The sequence below is a fragment of the Mesorhizobium sp. Ca11 genome (assembly GCF_020165275.1).
Classification (GTDB): domain Bacteria; phylum Pseudomonadota; class Alphaproteobacteria; order Rhizobiales; family Rhizobiaceae; genus Mesorhizobium.
The window spans coordinates 137,565-155,650 of record NZ_JAIUHU010000010.1 but is presented as its reverse complement, the minus strand read 5'-3'; the positions used below and the strand labels follow the sequence as shown (position 1 = coordinate 155,650).

General features: G+C 65.3%; 15 protein-coding genes. 2 read left to right on the top strand and 13 right to left on the bottom strand.

Annotated elements, in window-relative coordinates:
- Positions 1-83: 83 nt before the first annotated feature.
- The 6 genes from LB538_RS19205 to LB538_RS19180 are packed head-to-tail and all read right to left on the bottom strand — an operon-like array spanning position 84 to position 7,208.
- A complete protein-coding gene (locus LB538_RS19205) occupies positions 84-545 on the bottom strand; it encodes a MarR family winged helix-turn-helix transcriptional regulator (RefSeq protein WP_095768135.1) in 462 nt (153 codons plus the stop codon).
- A complete protein-coding gene (locus tag LB538_RS19200) occupies positions 542-1,126 on the bottom strand; it encodes an amino acid synthesis family protein (RefSeq protein ID WP_224531661.1) in 585 nt (194 codons plus the stop codon). The genes LB538_RS19205 and LB538_RS19200 overlap by 4 nt, the downstream gene beginning before the upstream one ends.
- A complete protein-coding gene (locus LB538_RS19195) occupies positions 1,119-2,003 on the bottom strand; it encodes a UPF0280 family protein (RefSeq protein ID WP_224531659.1) in 885 nt (294 codons plus the stop codon). Before LB538_RS19195 ends, LB538_RS19200 begins: the two co-directional genes overlap by 8 nt.
- Entirely contained in the window at positions 2,003-3,544 is a 1,542-nt protein-coding gene (locus LB538_RS19190) for a 6-hydroxynicotinate reductase (protein WP_224531656.1), read from the bottom strand. The genes LB538_RS19195 and LB538_RS19190 overlap by 1 nt, the downstream gene beginning before the upstream one ends.
- On the bottom strand, positions 3,541-6,318 hold the full coding sequence (locus LB538_RS19185) for a molybdopterin-dependent oxidoreductase (RefSeq protein WP_411909039.1): 2,778 nt from the start codon (positions 6,316-6,318) through the stop codon (positions 3,541-3,543). Before LB538_RS19185 ends, LB538_RS19190 begins: the two co-directional genes overlap by 4 nt.
- A gap of 32 nt (positions 6,319-6,350) precedes the next feature.
- Positions 6,351-7,208, bottom strand: coding sequence for an FAD binding domain-containing protein (locus tag LB538_RS19180; protein ID WP_224531654.1), 858 nt, complete (start codon positions 7,206-7,208; stop codon positions 6,351-6,353).
- Positions 7,209-7,511: 303 nt separating this feature from the next.
- On the opposite strand from LB538_RS19180, the gene pncA reads away from it, so the two are divergent.
- Complete coding sequence (pncA, locus tag LB538_RS19175) at positions 7,512-8,126, top strand: bifunctional nicotinamidase/pyrazinamidase (protein WP_224531653.1); 615 nt, start codon at positions 7,512-7,514, stop codon at positions 8,124-8,126.
- A gap of 289 nt (positions 8,127-8,415) precedes the next feature.
- A complete protein-coding gene (locus LB538_RS19170; RefSeq protein WP_224531651.1) occupies positions 8,416-9,798 on the top strand; it encodes a sodium:proton antiporter in 1,383 nt (460 codons plus the stop codon).
- Between the two features lie 238 nt (positions 9,799-10,036).
- On the opposite strand, the gene LB538_RS19165 is transcribed toward LB538_RS19170, so the two are convergent.
- The 7 genes from LB538_RS19165 to pncB all read right to left on the bottom strand — a co-directional run bounded on the left by LB538_RS19165 (position 10,037) and on the right by pncB (position 17,931).
- A complete protein-coding gene (locus LB538_RS19165; RefSeq protein WP_224531649.1) occupies positions 10,037-10,765 on the bottom strand; it encodes an ABC transporter ATP-binding protein in 729 nt (242 codons plus the stop codon).
- The gene (locus LB538_RS19160) at positions 10,758-11,486 is read right to left on the bottom strand and encodes an ABC transporter ATP-binding protein (protein WP_224531647.1); all 729 of its coding nucleotides are present in this window, start codon (positions 11,484-11,486) and stop codon (positions 10,758-10,760) included. Before LB538_RS19160 ends, LB538_RS19165 begins: the two co-directional genes overlap by 8 nt.
- Positions 11,483-12,445 (bottom strand): branched-chain amino acid ABC transporter permease, encoded by a 963-nt coding sequence (locus LB538_RS19155; RefSeq protein WP_224531646.1) that lies wholly within the window; start codon positions 12,443-12,445, stop codon positions 11,483-11,485. Before LB538_RS19155 ends, LB538_RS19160 begins: the two co-directional genes overlap by 4 nt.
- Positions 12,442-13,323: a branched-chain amino acid ABC transporter permease gene (locus LB538_RS19150; protein WP_224531644.1), complete on the bottom strand. Its 882-nt coding sequence runs from the start codon at positions 13,321-13,323 to the stop codon at positions 12,442-12,444. The genes LB538_RS19155 and LB538_RS19150 overlap by 4 nt, the downstream gene beginning before the upstream one ends.
- Positions 13,324-13,541: 218 nt before the next feature.
- A complete protein-coding gene (locus tag LB538_RS19145) occupies positions 13,542-14,846 on the bottom strand; it encodes an ABC transporter substrate-binding protein (protein ID WP_224531642.1) in 1,305 nt (434 codons plus the stop codon).
- A gap of 154 nt (positions 14,847-15,000) precedes the next feature.
- Complete coding sequence (locus tag LB538_RS19140) at positions 15,001-16,443, bottom strand: hypothetical protein (RefSeq protein WP_224531641.1); 1,443 nt, start codon at positions 16,441-16,443, stop codon at positions 15,001-15,003.
- 183 nt (positions 16,444-16,626) lie between these two features.
- Positions 16,627-17,931, bottom strand: coding sequence for a nicotinate phosphoribosyltransferase (gene pncB / locus LB538_RS19130; RefSeq protein WP_224531638.1), 1,305 nt, complete (start codon positions 17,929-17,931; stop codon positions 16,627-16,629).
- Positions 17,932-18,086: the final 155 nt, after the last annotated feature.

Below are 18,086 nucleotides of genomic sequence, written 5' to 3'. Positions count from 1 at the left end.
CTTGCGGGGGAGATGGCCGGCAGGCTAGAGGGGGGTGCTGTCCCTCCAGCGTCTAAAGGTGCCACCCTCTCGAAAGCAACCCTTCACGCCAGCTTCGCCAACAGCCGCAGGAACGTCGCGGTTTCCTTGGCAGTCAGCGGCGCCAACGTCTCCTCGGTGATTGCGCGCGCGAGCGGGATCAGCCGCTCGATCGCCTCGCGGCCTTCCGGCGTCAGATTGACCAGCAGCCGCCTTTTGTCGACCTCGTGCTTGGAAACTTCGACCAGCCCGCGCGCCTTCAGCCGGTCGATGACACCCTTCACGGTCGCGGCGTCCATGGCTATCAGCGTTCCCAACTGGTTCTGCGAGGTTTCGCCGATGTCGTAAAGCTTGGCCAAAGCGGCAAATTGCGGCGGCGTCAGGTCGCCGATATGCGAGGCGAAGATCGAAACATGGCGCTGGTGCGCCTTGCGCAGGATGAAGCCGACCTGGTCCTGCAGGTGGTAGTTGTTCTCGTCGCCGTCTTCGGCTTCGACCAGCCGCAGCAGATTGTCCTCGGCGCTCATCTCAGGCCGTCCCATGCCTTGATGTCCTCGGCAGCCAGGCCGCCCATGCGGTTGTGGACGCGCGGACCGCAGGTCATGGCGAGGCAGAACAGGATCTCGTCCGGACGCGGGCCGTCGCTGATGCCGACCTCCATGGCGTCGAAATGACTGCGCACATAGGCGGCGTTGATATGGCCGAGCGGCACATCGAGCCTTGACCCGAAGGCGCCGACCTTCTTGGCCGAGGGCACGATCGCCTTGGCGTCGCCGAGGCGCTCGCGCATGGCATAGCCGCCAGGGACATGCCACAGCGCGCCGTGCTCCAGCTCCCCTGCCGTGCCGACGATGGCGCCCTTGCCGTAGCCGTCGATCTTCTTCACGTCACCGCCGAGCGCCGCGATCAGCCTGTCCGAGAGCAGAAGCCCGAGCGGCTTCAGGTCCTCCATCGCGCCCTGCAAATCCTCGACATAGCGGCCGGCGAAGGGGTTCTTGACCACGGCAAGAGCCGCCGCGCGCAGGCGGGGTTCTTTCACCACCGGTCCGCCGTCGTGAAAAATCTCCTCGGTCAAGACCGCGACCTTGCGGATCGGAAACTCAGGCATCGGCAAATTCCTCCTGTGCATGCTTGTTGGGCGCAGCGAGCGTCACCGAGCCACTGATGCGGGCCTCGCCCGCCAGAAATAAAGCCGATGCGGCGACCAGGCCGCGCCGGCGAAAATCTTCGGCGACGGCAAGGCCGTTGTCCAGCGCGCGCGCAATCTCGGCGGCGTCAAGCGGGCCAACGCTCTGCGTCACCAGCATCTCGCCGAGATCGCTGTCTGGCGCCAGATCGCGCGCGGCGGCGCGTGCAATGGCGGGATGTCCGGGTAGATCGACGGCGTTGGCAATCAGCGTTGCCGCCGCGTCGGCCTCGGCGCCGGTCGGCGCCAGCACCGTGACCGCATCGGCAATGCCCAGTGAAAACGACCGGCCGCGCCAGCCGCTGGTGGCGACGCCGCGCACGCCGTCTTCACCGCGAATGGCGACGCGGTCGGCCATGCCATTCCCGGTGCCGGCGATCGCCACTGTCATCGTCTGGCCGATGCCAAGATGGAGAGCGCAGTCGCCGCCATTGTTGACGTAAGCGCGATCGAGCCGACGGCCGGCGAGCATTGAGCTGAGAATTTCGTCGGCTACCGAACCGGCAACGGCGGCCATCGGCGTGATGAAGCATTCCGCCAACGGCATGACGGCAGCCTCCATGCGGCGCGCTGTCGGGCCGGCGAAATCGCGCGGCGCCAGGAAGAAGGCCGGCAAGCGCAATTCAGGCAGTTCCTCGACCACCTCGATCAGAATCGTCTGAAAGCGGGCGACCGCCTGTTCGTAAGCGGCGCGGCATTCATCCGCTTCCCCAAAGGCCTCGACGATCAGATCGATCGGCCCATGGTTGAGATGGAGCCGCCTGCCGTCGGCAAGCCAATGCGCCTGCGGGCCGTTCATCAGCCGGCCCCGTTCGCCACGGCGCGGCGCAGCTGCGCCAACGGCGGCCAGGGGTTATCGGCCGGCGCGCCCGTGCCGCGGCGTGGGTTGAGATATTCGCCGCCCTTGGCGAGGATGTCCTCGATGCTGCGGATCTCGTTCTCGTAGCCGCCGAGCCGGACATAATCGTCGCGGCGCATGGTGAATTCGATCGGCGCCACCAGCGCCGGCGTCGGCACATAGCCGAAGGCGCCTTCCGGCACGCGGGTGACGTCGACCATCAGCGTGATGCCGCCGCCCGGCCAGACATAGACTGGCGCGCCGCCCACGGTCACATAGGTCTTCAGCCCTTGCACCGAGCGGGTGAGGTTGACCGGGTTTTCGGTGACGCCGGCGCGCAGCGAGCCGCCGGCGCCGCCGATGAACAGAACCGTGCACAGCGCCGGCTCGCAATTGTCCTCGATCAGGCCGACGGACTTTTGCAGCCGCTCGGGAAATGGCTTCTGGACCGGCTTCAGCTGGTCGTCGAGCTCGTAATAGGCGAACTGCTCGCCGGTGGTCGAGACCATCAGCAGCGACAGGCCGGGACGCGCGCCCTTCTTGGCGTTCCAATCGCCGAGGATCGACAGCGGATCGGAAATCGTGGTGCCGCCCCAACCGAGGCCGGGCTCGGACACCTTGAAATAGCGGCCGGGGGTCGAGCGGCGGCCGATGATCTTTATCCCCGTATCCTCCCAGCCCAGCACCTTGCCGGCTTGATGCTCGGAGACGACGCCGGTGATGTGGTCGTCGACCACCACGACCTCGTCAACGAGGCCGCGCCATTGCGTGGCGAACATGCCGATGGTCGCCGAGCCGCAGCCGACGCGCATGCGGTGCTCGACCTTGCCGTCGATAACCGGCGCCTTGCCGGCTTCGACGATGACCGTCGCGCCGCCGTCGATGGTGAGCTCGACGGGCTTGCGGTTGCAAAGATTGAGCAGCGCATCGCAGGTGGCACGTCCCTCCGCTTTCGAGCCGCCGGTCAAATGATGGACGCCGCCGAGCGACAGCATCTGCGAGCCGTATTCGCCGGTCGTGACATGGCCGATCGCCTCGCCTTGCGCGCGCACCGTCGCCGTCTCGTCGCCGATATGGCGGTCGGTGTCGATCTTCACCTTGACCCCGCAATAGGAGAAGATGCCTTCGGTGACGACGGTGACGAGATCGACGCCTTCGACTTCCTGGCTGACGATGAAAGGCGCCGGCTTATAGTCCGGATAGGTGGTGCCGGCGCCGATCGCGGTGACGAAGCGACGGCCGGTGTTGACCAGCTCGCCATCCCAGGCCTCGCCCTCGGCAATGAACGGCACGACCGCGCCACCGGTCTCGGCCGCGTGGTCGAGGATGGTCAGCGGGTCCATGCGCACGATGCGGCCGCCGACATTGCCGTAGCGGTCGCAGGCGCCGGTGCGACCGTCTGCGATGTAGCACATGACCGGGCAGGCGTCGCAGCGGATCTTTTCCGCCACCTGCTTCTCACCGGGATCGTGGGTTTCGAACCGTTCGGCAAGCTCGCTCATCGGCGCGCCTCCTTCTCGCGGATCGCCGCCAGGATGCGGCTCGGCGTCGCCGGCACCTTGGTGACCAGGATGCCGGTGGCATGGCGGATGGCGTTGAGGATCGCCGGCGCGGTCGGGATCAGCACATGCTCGCCCAACCCTTTGGCGCCGAACGGTCCTTCCGGATCCGGAACCTCGACCAATATATGTTCGATGGGCGGCACGTCGCCGATGGTGGGGATGAGGTAGTCGTGCAGGTTCTCGGTGCGGCCGGGGATATATTCCTCCATCAGCGCCATGCCGATGCCTTGCGCGATGCCGCCCTCGATCTGGCCTTCGACCAGGACCGGGTTGATCGCCTTGCCGACATCATGCGCCGCGGTGATCTTGATCAGCTTCACGGTGCCAAGCTTGAGATCGACCTCGAGCTCGGCGATCTGCGCGCCATAGCCGTAGACCGCGTAAGGCTTGCCCTGGCCCTTGGCATCGAGCGGCAGCGTCGGCGGGTCGTAGGTTTCTTCCGCAACGAAAACGAAGCCGTCGGCATCGGCCTTCAGGGTCGCGAGATCGATGCGCCGCGCGGCATCGCCTTCGCGGATGGAGATGCTGGTGCCGTCGAGCGCGATCGTCGCTTGTTCCGAGACATTGGCAAAGCGCAGGATCTTCTCGCGCAGGGCGCGGCCTGCCTTTTCCGCCGCCTTGCCCGTTACAAAAGTCTGCCGCGAGGCGGATGTTTTGCCGGCATCGGGGGTGATGGCGGTGTCGGCGCTCTTCAGCTTGAAACTGGCCAGCGGCAGGCCGAGCGCGTCGGCGCATATCTGGCTGATGACGGTGTTGGAGCCCTGGCCGATGTCGACCGCGCCCTGGTGCAGGACGACGTCACCCGCGGCCGAGATGCCGACCTTGATGGTGGACGGATTGGGCAACGAGGTGTTGCCGCAGCCATACCAGCAGGAGGCGATGCCGACGCCGCGCTTGCTCGCGGCATGGGTAGCGTTGAACGCCTCCGCATCCGCCAGCGCACGTGCCCAGTGCGGCTTGAGCTGTTCCAGGCATTCGTCGATACCGACACCGGATTCCAGACGCTGGCCGGTGACCGTTTCGTATCCGTTACGAAGGCAGTTTTTAAGCCGGAAATTGAGACGATCCATGCCAAGCTTTGCGGCGAGCTCGTCATAGAGCGTTTCCTGCATGATGGTGGCTTGCGGCACACCGAAGCCGCGGAAGGCGCCGGCGATCGGGCCATTGGTGTGGATGGCGTAGCCCGTCGCACGATAGTTCGGCGTGAAGTAAGGACCGGAGGCATGTACCGGCACGCGGTTGGCGACCGTCGGACCCCAGCTGGCATAGGCGCCGGTGTTGAAATCGCCCTCGAAGACCATGCCGGTGACCCGGCCCTCGGCATCGGCGCCGATCGTCGCCTTCATCTCGGCCGGATGGCGCTTGGTGGTCGACATCATCGATTCGTTGCGCGTGTAGGCAAGTGCCGCCGGCCGCCCGGTCTTCATCGCCACGAGGCCGATGAGAGGCTGCAGCGAGACATCGAGCTTCGAGCCGAAGCCGCCGCCTGTCGCCGTCGGCACGATACGGACCTTCTCCACAGGAAGGCCCAGCACCTTGGCCGTGTCGTCGCGGTCCATGTAGGGCGCCTGGGTGCAGGCGACGACGACCAGCGTGTCGCCGTCCATATAAGCATAGCCGGCTTCCGGCTCGATATAGGCGTGCTCCACAAAGGAGGTCTCGATGGCGCCGGAGACAGTGACCGCTGCGCCGGCGAGCGCGCCATCGGGATCGCCGCGCTCGACATAGCCGGAGGTGAGCAGGTTTGCCGGTCGGTGCGGATGGATCAGCGCAGCGCCCTCGGCCTTCGCATCGCGCGGCTGCAGCACATGCGGCAGCTCGGTCCAGGCGATGGGAAAGTCCGTCAGGTCGAGGTCGAGGATCGCCTCGCGCTCGCCCGCCACCAGCGCAACTGCCTCACCGCGCAGGCGGACAAAACCGTCGGCCAGCGCCGGCTGGTCGGCGAAGGGGCCGATGACGCCGAAGCAATTCTTTCCCGGAATGTCCTTGGCGGTGAAGACGCCGGCGATGCCGGGATGCGCTTCCGTCCAGGCATCGAGATCGCCGAAGCCGAAGCGGGCATGATAATGCGACGAGCGCACCACAAGCACCGCCAGTGCGTCGGACGGGAAGGAATCGCCGCCGAATTTTTCGTCGCCGGTGACTTTCGGCACGCCGTCGAGCCGGATCGGCGAGGCACCGACGGCATGGCCGGCTTCCGGCAGGCGAAGATCCACGCTGTTCATGTGCTGCGAGGCCTGCATCACCGCCGCGACGATTTTCCTGTAGCCGGTGCAGCGGCAAAGGACGCCGCCCAGCGCGTCCTGCGTCTCGGCCTCGCTCGGCGTGGGATTGCGATCCAGCAGCGCGGTGGCCGCCACAAGCAGGCCGGGCGTGCAGATGCCGCATTGCGCGGCACCATGTTCGAGGAAGGAGGCCTGCAAGGCGGACAGCCGGCCGTCGGCGAGGCCCTCGACAGTGGTGACGGAGGCGCCGGCCACGGAGGCCACCGCCAACAGGCAGGCGCAGACCGGATTGCCGTCGACCAGCACCGTGCAGGCGCCGCAGTCGCCGGCATCGCAGCCGACCTTGGTGCCGGTCAGCCGCAACTCGTCGCGCAACACCTGCGACAGACGCCTGACCGGCGGCACCGACACGCTGACGGCGGCGCCGTTGACCTCGAAGGCGATCTCGGAGCGGTCCATACTGGATCGGGCCATGCCAGATTGAGCCATGCCGGATTTGGCAGCACCGGACTGGGTCATGCTCATGCGGCCACCTTGCTTTCGCCGTGGCCGATCGCAGCGCGCACCGCGCGGGCTACGATCTCGCGCGCGGCATCCTGTCGGTATTCCGCACTGCCACGCACGTCGGCGATCGGCGACAGTTCGTCGATCGGCGCGGATAGCACCGCATCGGCAAGGGCAGAAGTAACTGGCTGCCCGCGCAACGCCGCCTCGACACCGGCGAGACGGCGGGCGACTGCCGAGCAGGCGCCGACGGCGATCGCCGCATCGGCGACGACGCCATTCTCGACCACCAGCCGCGCCGCCGCCATGGCGATCGAGATGACGAGATAGCGCCGGGCGCCGAGCTTGACGAAGGCAGAGGTGCCAACCGCGGAGCGCTTCGGCACGCGAATGGCGGTGACCATCTCGCCCGGCTGCAGCGCGGTGCGGCGATTGCCAAGGATGAAGTCACCGAGGGCCAGATAGCGGACGGCTTTCGCCGAGCGCAATTCGACATCGGCATCGAGGGCCAAAAGCGCCGGCACGCCATCCGCTGCCGGCGAGGCATTGCAGAGATTGCCGGCCACCGAGGCGACATTCTGGATTTGGACCGAACCGACCTCGCGCGCGGCCGATTTCAACGCATCGAACGCGGCCGGCAACGGGTGGCGCACGATGTCGGTCCAGGTCGTGCGCGCGCCGACGCGCCAATGCTCCCCGGTCTCGGCGATGCCGCGCAGTTCGGCGAGACCGTTGATGTCGAGGACGTTGTCGCGGAAGGGTTTCGCGCCCTGCGCCGGATAGAAATCCGTGCCGCCGGCGAGAATGCGCCAGCGGTCCTCGCCAAGCAAAGCGAGCGCTTCGTCGACCGTGGTGGGTTTTGCGTAACGGATCACGCTCTGCCTTCCAGACAATTAGGGCCTTCCCAGACCTTTAGGCCTTCCCCTGGCCTCCCGAAGTGCCGCTTCAGGTCTTCTTGCCGGTCTCCGGACCGGTCAAATTCATTCGTATGCAAATGATATCAGGCCGGCCGGAATTGTCAAAGCCGGAGTTGACGCCGCGAGGAGCTGAACGCGATTGTTATGACGCCGGAGGTTGACGCCGCCGGCCATCTGGTCAAGGTTCCGTGTCCGGTCGCGTCAGCGGCTTTTGGACAGGTGCCCCAAGCCAGACGAGAGGGCCGGAACGAAAGGGACCGCATGGCCGAAGAAGCGCTCATCGTCATCGACCTGCAGAACGATTTTTGCCCCGGCGGCGCGCTGGCGGTTGCCGGCGGCGACGAGATCGTGCCTTTGGTCAACGACCTGATCCGGCGAACGGAGCACGTGATCCTGACCCAGGACTGGCACCCGGCCGGGCATTCGAGCTTTGCCTCCAGCCATCCGGGCAAGCAGCCTTTCGAGGGCATCGAGATGCCATATGGGCCGCAGACGCTGTGGCCCGATCACTGCATCCAGGGAAGCCTCGGCTCCGATTTCCATTCGGGACTGGCGTGGACCAAGGCGGAACTGGTGATCCGCAAGGGATTCCGCACGGCGATCGATTCTTATTCCGCCTTCTTCGAGAATGACCATAAGACGCCGACCGGTCTCGGAGGCTATCTGAAGGAACGCGGCATCGACACGATCACCCTGGTCGGCCTCGCCACCGATTTCTGCGTCGCCTTCTCTGCGCTCGACGCGGTGAAGCAGGGTTTCAGGACGACCGTGCGGCTCGACGCCTGCCGCGGCATCGACCTCAACGGCTCGGTCGAGGCGATGCTGAAGCGGATGCGCGACGCCGGCGTGACGCTCGAAGACCATTCGGCGGACTGACCGGATCGTGGGGCAAGCGACGGTTCCTTTCGTATCTTCCTGGTGGGGAGAGGCCACCAGTTTGCGGAGCCAAGATGCGGGCTCCCCCTTCTCCCCTTGTGGGAGAAGGTGTCGCCGAAGGCGACGGATGAGGGGTGTTCCAGGGAACGCCAGCGCCTCACTCCGCTGGAACACCCCTCATCCGTCTCGGCGCTACGCGCCGATCCACCTTCTCCCACAAGGGGAGAAGGGGAGGGCGCGCCGCGGCCGAAGGAAGGAGCTTTTCGCATTCATCGCGCTCGCCATCGCGATGCTGCTTCCGGTCCAGGCTTTCGCCTCCGAAATTCACGGGCTGCCGGGCGCCGCGATGCCGCTGTGGTGGGGATTGCCTTTTGCCGGCCTGCTGTTGTCGATCGCGACCGGACCGCTGCTTTTCCCGCATGCGTGGGAGCATCATTACGGCAAGATCGCCGCTGCCTGGGCCATGCTGGCGGTGGTGCCGCTGACGATCGCCTTCGGCCTTCCATCGGCAGGCGAAGCGGTGCTGCACACGCTGCTTACCGAATATCTGTCCTTTATCATCCTCCTGTTCGCGCTCTACACCATCTCGGGCGGCATCCTGCTTGCCGGCAATATCCATGGCACGCCGCTCGTCAATGCCGGCCTGCTGCTCATCGGTGCGCTGCTTGCCTCGGTGATCGGCACCACCGGCGCCTCGATGATCCTGATCCGGCCGATGCTGCGCGCCAATGACAACCGGCCGTTCAACGCGCATGTGGTGATCTTCTTCATCTTCCTGGTCTCCAACATCGGCGGCTCGCTGACGCCGCTTGGCGATCCGCCTCTGTTCGTCGGCTTCCTGCGCGGCGTCGATTTCTTCTGGACGACCGCGAATCTGTGGCGCGAGACGCTGTTCAGCGGCGGGCTGGTGCTCACCGTCTTCCTGGCGCTCGACATCATGCTGCATCGCCGCGAAGGCGGCATGCCGAAGATCAAGGATCCGACGCCGGACACGAAGGTGCGCCTGCGCGGCCTCGCCAATTTGCCGCTGCTTGCCGGCGTGATCGGCGCGATCCTGCTTTCGGCGAGCTGGAAGCCGGGCGTCAGCATCCCGATCCTCAGCGTCGGCCTCGAGTTGCAGAACCTGGTGCGCGACGCCATCATCATGGCGCTCGCCTTGCTGTCCCTCAAGGTGTCGTACAAGAGCCACCGCGAGGCGAACGGCTTCACCTGGGAGCCGATCGCCGAGGTGGCGAAGCTCTTTGCCGGCATCTTCACCTGCATCGTGCCGGTGATCGCCATCCTGCGGGCCGGCCATAACGGCGCGCTGGCGCCGCTGGTGGCCCTGGTCACATCCGCCGACGGCCAGCCGAACAATCTCGCCTATTTCTGGCTGACCGGGGCGTTGTCGTCGTTTCTCGACAATGCGCCGACATATCTGGTGTTCTTTGAGCTTGCCGGCGGCGAGGCGCACCACTTGATGACCGAGGCCGCCTCGACTTTGGCCGCGATCTCGGCGGGCGCCGTGTTCATGGGAGCCAACACCTATATCGGCAATGCGCCGAACTTCATGGTCTTCGCCATCGCCCGGCATCGCGGCTTCAAGATGCCCGGCTTCTTCGGCTATATGGCGTGGTCGGGGCTGGTGCTGATCCCGACGTTCTTGGTTGCGGGGATTTTGTTTTTTAGTTGAGCTGAGCTACTCAATTTCCACCGCCGGCGCTGCCCCTCATCTGGCTGCCGCCATCTTCTCCCCGTGAACGGGGAGAAGGGGGCTGGCATCGCCGATTTCGCCAATCACCAACGTTGCAGAATGACCGCCGAGGTCGCGGCCAGCTTCTTTCTCCCCGTTCACGGGGAGAAATGCCCGGTAGGGCAATGAGGGGCAGCGCAGCCGCCGATAGTCTTGGCACCGACGCGCATTCGGCGCCCTATCCCACCCCCACATACCTGCGCACCGCCGACGGGTCGGCGCGCAGTGCTTCGACCTCTACCGTCTCGCGCTTGCGGCCGTTCTCGATGAACGAGACGCGGTCGGCGACCGAGAGCACGGCGTCGACGCGCTGCTCGACCAGGATCGTCGAAACGCCAAGCTCGCGCAGCTTCGCCACCGTCTCGCGGATTTTGGCGATCATCGACGGCATCAGCCCTTCGGTCGGCTCGTCCAGCAGCAGTACTTGCGGCTCGAGGCAGAGCGCGCGGGCCATCGCCAGCATCTGCTGCTCGCCGCCCGAGAGCGTGCCGGAGCGCTGCCTCAGCCGCTCCCTGAGCAAAGGGAAGAGATCGAGCACGCTCTCGCGGGTTTGCTTGCCCTTGCCGCGCGCCATCAGGCCGATCTCGATGTTTTCCGCCACCGTCATCTCGGCGAACAGCCGCCTGCCCTGCGGCACATAGGCGACGCCGGCTTTGGGCACGTCATGCGCGGCGAGCCCGGTCAGTTCCTTGCCGTCCAGCCTGATCGAGCCGGCAGCCGCCGGAACCACACCCATGATCGCCTTCAGCGTCGTCGTCTTGCCGGCGCCGTTGCGGCCAAACAGGCAAAGCACCTCGCCCTTGTTCAGCGTGAGGTCCAGGCCGTAGAGCACCTGCACCTCGCCGTAGAAGCAATCGAGGCCGGAAATGGTGAGCAATCCGCCATTGGTTCTAACGGAGTCAGCCATGGGTCGCTCCGAGATAGGCGTCCTGCACCTCGGTGTTGGCGCGGATCTGCTCCGGCGTGCCCTCGGCGAGGATCTTTCCCGAATTGAAGACGGTGATGCGGTCGGCAAGCTGCATGACCACCGGCATGTTGTGCTCGATCAAAAGCACCGTGGCGTCCCTGGCGATCTCGCGCACCAGCATGATGAAATTGTCGATCTCGCTGTCGGCCAAGCCTTGCGTCGGCTCATCGAGGATCAGCAGGCGCGGCTTCAGCGCCAGGCCCATCGCGACTTCGAGCAGGCGCTGGTGACCATAGGAAAGCTGCCCGGCAAGCGTGCCGGCGCGGTCGGCGAGACCGGTCCGTTCGAGTGCCGCCATCACGCCGCTTCTCACCTGGCCATTCGTGCGGCCGTCGGTCAACGTGCGCTGCACCGGCAGCGCGACATTATCGAAGGCGGTGAGATTGGCGAAGACGCTGGTGATCTGGAATGTATAGGCGACGCCGAGGCGAACCCTTTTGTAAGCCGGCATGGCGGTGATGTCGGCGCCGTCGAAGACGACCATGCCGGAGGACGGCCGGATGCGGCCTGAAAGCAGGCTGACGAAGGTGGTCTTGCCGGCGCCGTTCGGGCCGATGATGGCGCGAATCTCGCCCGGCATCAGCGCGAAGTCGACGCCGTCGACCGCGCGCAGGCCGCCGAAATGACGCGACAGGCCCTTGGTGGTAAGCAGCGGCGTCATGGCAACCACCTCAGCCAGCGCTCGCGGATGCTGCCCAGAATGCCTTTCGGGAAGAACAGCACCAACAGGATGAGCGCCACGCCGACAATCAGCAGATAGGCGGAGGTGAAGCCGCTGGTGATGTCGGTGACATAGTACATGAACAGCGTGCCTACGAGCGGCCCGAGCGTGGTCGCGGCACCCCCGAGCAGGACCCAGAGCAGCGGCAGGATGGAATATTGCACGGAAGCGAAGCTCGAGCCGACATAGCCGAACAGCAGCGCATAGGCCGCGCCCGAGGCCGCGCAGATGGCGCCGGAGGCGATGACCGCGGCGAGCTTGTTGGCGACTGTGTCGTAGCCGAGCATCTTGGTGCGCTCCTCATTCTCGCGAATGGCGACCAGCACGCGGCCGAAGCGGGAGCGGACGACGGCTAAGGTGACGAGCAGAATGATCGAGAAAAGCGCCAGCGCGCTCATGTAGCGCACGGTCGGGTCGGTCAGGTCGAAGGATGCGCCGCCGATCGCGATCACCCGCGACGCCTGCTGGATGACCAAGCCCTGGTCGCCGCCTGTCCAGGCGGCGAAATAGAGGATGAGCAGATAGAAGACCTGAGCGAACATCATGGTGACGATCATGAAGGCGACGCCGGAGGTGCGCAGCGCCAGCAGGCCGATGACCAAGGCGAGCAGCGCGCCACAGGCGACGCCGGCGACAAAAGCTGCCGGCACGCCCCAGCCGAGGTGATAGACGGTCAAGCCGGCGCCGTAGAGGCCGGCCGAGAAGAACATGGCATGGCCGAGGCTGAGCAGGCCGACATAGCCGAAGAGCAGATTGTAGCCCATGGCGAAGACGGCGAGCGCCATGATGCGGGCGAACAGGCCCTGGTGGTAGTCCGGCAGGACGAAGTTCAGCGCGAAGAGAAGCGCGATGACGCCGACATGCAGCGCATAGGTCTTTGCCGGTGAAGCATCCCTCATCGCGGCGTGGTCCCGAACAGGCCTTGCGGCCGGAACACCAGCACCATGGCGACGACCAGCGTGGCGATGATCTTGGCCAGGGTCGGCGAGAAGAACATCGAGATGATGCCGTCGGAAAGGCCGATCAGGACGGCGGCCACCACGGTGCCGCGCAGCGATCCCAGGCCGCCGATGATGACCACGATGAAGGAGAGCAGCAGCGGGTCTTGCCCCATCAGGTAATGCGCCTGGCTGATCGGCACGATCAGCACCGCGGCGATCGCCGCCAGCATGGCGCCGATGGCGAAGACGCCGGCATAGACGCGTTCGACCGGGATGCCGAAGGCCTGCGCCGTCTCGCGGTCATATTGGGTTGCCCGCATGATCAGGCCGATCTTCGTTCGCGTCAGCACCAGCCAGGTGATGACCAGCAGAATGGCGGAGGCGGCGACCACCGAGAGCTTGTAGCCGGAATAGCCGAACCAAGGCAGGAGAATGCGATAGCTGAAAGGCGGCTCGACCGGGCGCGCCTCGGGACCATAGAAGGTCAGCGCCAGCTGCTGGATGATGTAGAGCATGCCGATGGTGGCGACGATGGTGCCTTCGGGATTGTAGTGGAGCCGGCGCAGCACCAGGCGTTCGGCAATCAGCGCGACCAGCCCGACCAGCAAGGGCGCGATCACCAGCGCGGCGATGAAACCGATCGCGGGGTGGCCGGAAATCGCCGTCGAAACCGCCCAGGCGAGCACCGCGCCCAGCATGAAGAACTCGCCATGCGCGACATTGACGACGCGCATGACGCCGAACACCAGAGACAGGCCAAGCGCCGTCAGCGCCAGCACGGCGGAGGTGACGAGGCCTTCGAGGGCGGCGAGGAGGAGATGGGGTCCGAAGTGCATATGCTAAGCACCAACGGATGCGCGAGGCACCCCCCTCTGCCCTGCCGGGCATCTCCCCCTCAAGGGGGGAGATTGGCCTTCACCTAAGGCTTCGCCAATCTCAAAAGGAAGAAAATAGGCGCTGCCGCACGAACTGCCGATCTCCCCCCTTGCGGGGGAGATGGCCGGCAGGCCAGAGGGGGGTGCCTTGGCGCTCACGTTTGCAGGAGCAGCTAAGCTCACAGCGCCTGCGTCGTGTAGTCCCCTTCCGGCTCGTAGAGACCGTCCTCGATCTTGGTCTTGTGGACGACCTTAAGCTTGCCGCCTTCGACCTTGGAGATGTTCTGGACGCCGAAGCATTGGTGGATCTTGCCGTTGAAGGTCTTCGGTCCCTGCGGATGCTCCGGCCCTTCGGCGAACTCCTTCAGCGCCTCGGTCGCCTCGACCAGCTTGGCGCGGTCTTCGGGTCCCTTGTAGCCGGCGTCTTCCATCGCCTTCTTGACCACGTAGAGCGTTTCCCAGCAGCCGAACATGTGGGCGGCGGTGGAGACGTCCTTGGGGTCGCCGACCGCGGCGCCGTTGTCGTCGATGCCGACCGCGGCGCGGTAGGCTTTCTGCGCCGCAGAATCGTCAGGCTGCGCATAGCGCGGAGAGCCTTCCCAGAAATGGCTGCCGTCGAGGAATTCGAGGCCGGGGCTGTTGATGTCGACGGCTTCGAGCGAGTCGATGAAGCCGAAGAGCTGCGGCCGTTGCGAACCATAGAATTCGCCGAGCTCCTTGACGAAGGTGAGCACGGCCGGACCGACCATGACATGGTAGATCACCTCGGTCTCGGCCGGGATCTGCGGGAAGTACTTTGTGAAGGAGCTCTCCGTCGGCGGGATGGCGATCTGGGCGATCACGTCGGCGCCCTGCGCCTTCAGCGCCGGCGGCAGGTAGTCGCGATGGTCGTAGCCGAAGGCGAAGTCGGGGAAGATCTGCGTCACCTTCTTGCCCGCGTTCGCCGCGATCCACGGCGCCATCGACTGGATCTGGCTCTTCACGTCGGTGATGCCGGGCTGGAAGACGTAGCGGTTAAGCTTGGTGGAGGCGACGTGATGGCCTTCGCTGACGACGAAATAGGGGATCTTGTTCTCGCCGGCGGCGGGCGCCGAGCCGATCACGACATGCGAGAACAAGGTGCCGAAGACGATGTCGGTCTTATGCTGTTTGGCGAATTTGTTGACCACCTCGGCGCCGCGCGCCGGATCGGTGCCGTCATCCTCGATGACCAGCTCGACCTTGCGGCCGCCGATACCGCCGGCGTCGTTGATCGCCTTGACAGCGGCGGCGCTCGTCTTCTCGTACCAGCGACCATAGGCGGCTCCGATGCCGGTGCGGTGCAACTGGAAGCCTATTCTGATCGGCGCCGAGCTCTGCGCCTGGCTGTAACGGACGAAGCCCGGCGCCAGCGCCAGGCCGGCCCCGGCGGCGATACCCTTCAGCGCGGTGCGGCGCGACAGCGTCGTCTTGGAGAGGTCGAAAAATCCGTTCTTGTCAGCCATGTCGGTTCCCCTGTTTTTTTCAGTCTTGACCAGCGATAAGGCGGCTAAGCCATCCCCTTCCGAGGGATGGGAAAATTGCATGTGTACAAACTAAATCACCAAAGCCGCGACGTGGCAAGCTAGCTTCCCTCGCGTCATGGCGGCGGCCCTTGTCTCATCCCGCCGTCGGCGTGGCAAGCAGCCACAGGCCGAACATTGTGTAGGCGATCATCAGCAGCGTGAGTGGAAGCTGGCTGAGCGCTGCGCGCGACGGCTGAGGATGAAGACGCCAGGCAAGGCCATGCGCGACGAGGACCGCCAGCACATGGCCGGCGATGATGACGCCGGCCTGCAGGTTCCACAGCCACCAGGCGGACTCGGCGCCGGCGACTACGCCGGCCTCGACCATCCTGTTGGCGGTACCGAACAGGTTCCAGCCGAGCGCGAAAGGATCGGAGAGCGCGACCAGCGCATACTGGCCGTCGACCAGGAGCACGGCGAGGTAATGCGCGACATGATAGGCGAGCGCGATCGGCACGATCGACCAGACCAGCAGGCCGGCGGCTTTTGCGAACGACTGCGCATCGCCGGCGAGGCGCTGTCCAAGAAAGGCGGCCAAAGCGAACACCGCCGCGAGCAGGACAAGGGTCAGCACGAGGCCGAAGCTGCCGATGCCGACCAGCGCGGTGCGGCCGGGATATTCCAGCGGGTTGACGCCGAACAGGCTGAGCCAGAAGAAGGTCTTCGACAGGCCGTCGAAGGACACTGAAGAAAGCGCCAGCAGGAGGAAAGCCGTGCCGCTCAGCGGCAGCGGGTCGCCGGCAAGCAGCTTCGCACCGGGCCAGCAGAGCGAGAGCCGACCATCGAGACGTTCGACAGGCGCGAAGCGGGCGACCATGGCGAAGAAGACAGTGAGGAATTCTCCGCGCTTGCTCCAGGGGTCGTAGCCGAAGATGAGCATCGCGACGAGGCTGGCCAGCCAGTAGAGGCCGGCGGCAAGGGCCAGGCGGGCCGGATCGTCGGGTGCCGGATCGATCAGCTCGAACCAGGTGAAGGCGAAGAACAGCACGAAGGCCGGCCAGTAGCCGAGTCTTAACGGCAGATGTGACGGCTGGGCTTCGCTCCATCGGTCGCCCACAAGCCGGCTCACGACGCGCCAGGGCCCATACCATGGGTTGAGCCACGCCCACAGGTCGCCGAGCATGCCCTGCAGCAGGGTGAAGCCGGCCCAGAGCAGCGTCCAAATCACCAGTGGGAGAGGGTTGGAAAGCGGGTCGCGACTGCCGGAGAGACCGGCAGCGATGAGAAGCGCAAAGCCGGCAAATGAAATCAGGCTGACGACGATGCGGGGGGTGTCGCTGAAGGCAAATAGGGGTAGACGCCGACGCCAGAAACGATCGAGGGCGGCAGGCGGCAGCAGCGCCAGCACGAGGAAGCTGACGGCCACCGCCAGCGCGCCGCCGGCGATGTAGTAACCGGTCGGGAGGAGCAGGACGTGGCCGCGGTCGGAGGCATGGGCGAAGGAGTGCGTGGGGAGAGTGGCCGCCAAGGGAGTTGCGAGAAAGGCCAACCTCCAACGTTGGCGCTCTACGGCGCCCCCCTCTGCCCTGCCGGGCATCTCCCCCTCTTGGGGGGAGATTAGCAGTTTCGGCGCCAGCTCTCCTCCTGCGACGTCGGAGATTGGCGAAAGCGGAGATGACAGCGTAATCTCCCCCCTAGAGGGGGAGATGTCCGGCAGGACAGAGGGGGGCGCGAAGGAACTCGGCTTATCCGGGAATTCCATTCGTCCGGGCCTTAAGCCTCACACCTTCACCAGCTGCTCCACCCGGCCCTTCTCGCCAAAAATCCTGAGATACCGCTTGATCTCCTTCTCGTCCCCGGTCGCCTTGGCGGGGTTGTCCGACAGCTTCACCGCCGGCCGGCCATTGGCTTCACTGACCTTGCAGACGAGCGAGATGGCGTCGAGGCTCTTGGTTTCGGTCGGCGCGCAACCCTCAAAATCATTGGTGAGGTTGGTGCCCCAGCCGAAGGACATGCGCACCTTGCCGCGGAAATGCTTGTAGGTCTCCTCGATTGTCTCAACTTCCAGGCCGTCGGAGAAGATGAGCAGCTTCTGCTTGGGATCCCTGCCTTTCTCACGCCACCAGGAGAGGACCTTCTCGCCGCCTTCGATCGGCGGCGCGCTGTCCGGCCGGAAGCCGGTCCAATCGGCGATCCAGTCCGGCGCATCGCGCAGGAACGCGGCGGTGCCGAAAGTGTCGGGGAGCACGATCAGCAGATTGCCGCCATAGTAGCGCTGCCAGTCCTGCAGCACCTTGTAGGGTGACTGCCTCAGCTCCTCCTCGGAATTGGCAAGCGCCGCGAAGACCATAGGCAATTCATGCGCATTGGTGCCCAAAGCCTCGAGGTCGTTATCCATGGCCAGAAGCACGTTGGAGGTGCCGGTGAAGGCATCGCCGATGCCTTCCTTCAGCGCCTCGACGCACCAGCGCTGCCACAGGAAGGAATGGCGGCGTCTTGTGCCGAAGTCGGAAATACGGATGCCGGGCAGCGCCTTCAGCCGCTCGGTCTTGGCCCACATCTTGGCCTTGGCGCGGGCGTAGAGCACGTCGAGCGCGAACGGGCCGAAGGAGCGCATCGCCGCTCGCGAGCGCAGCTCGTTGATGATCGCAAGTGCCGGGATTTCCCAGAGCGTTGTGTACATCCAGGGCCCGGCGAAGGAGAGCTCGAACTGGCCGTCGCGCCTGGAAAGCTCGTATTGGGGCAGGCGGAAATTCTCGAGCCAGGCGAGGAATTCCGGCTCGAAGATCTGCTTGCGGCCGTAAAAGGTGTTGCCGCCCAGCCAGATCATCTCCTTCTTCGAGAAACGCAATGTGCGGGCGTGGTCGAGCTGTTCGCGCAACTCGCCCTCATCGATCTCATCGGCCAGCCGCACCGAGGTGGTGCGGTTGATCAGCGAGAAAGTGGCATCGACCTTGGGATACATGCCCCAGATCATCTGCAGCATCAGAAGCTTATAGAAGTCGGTGTCCAGCAGGCTGCGGACGATCGGGTCGAGCTTCCAGGTGTGGTTGTAGACGCGCCGCGCTATATCGGTCTTTGCCATGCTCGCTCACCCATAACGCACAACGCACGGAAACGCGGGCGCCACGCTTCAAATCCTTGTTCGATCAATTCCGGACGGAACCCCGTTGCGCGGAATTGCTTTAGCAACTGCCTCTTAGCACCGTATTTTCGAACGCGCTTGCTGCTTTGCAAGCT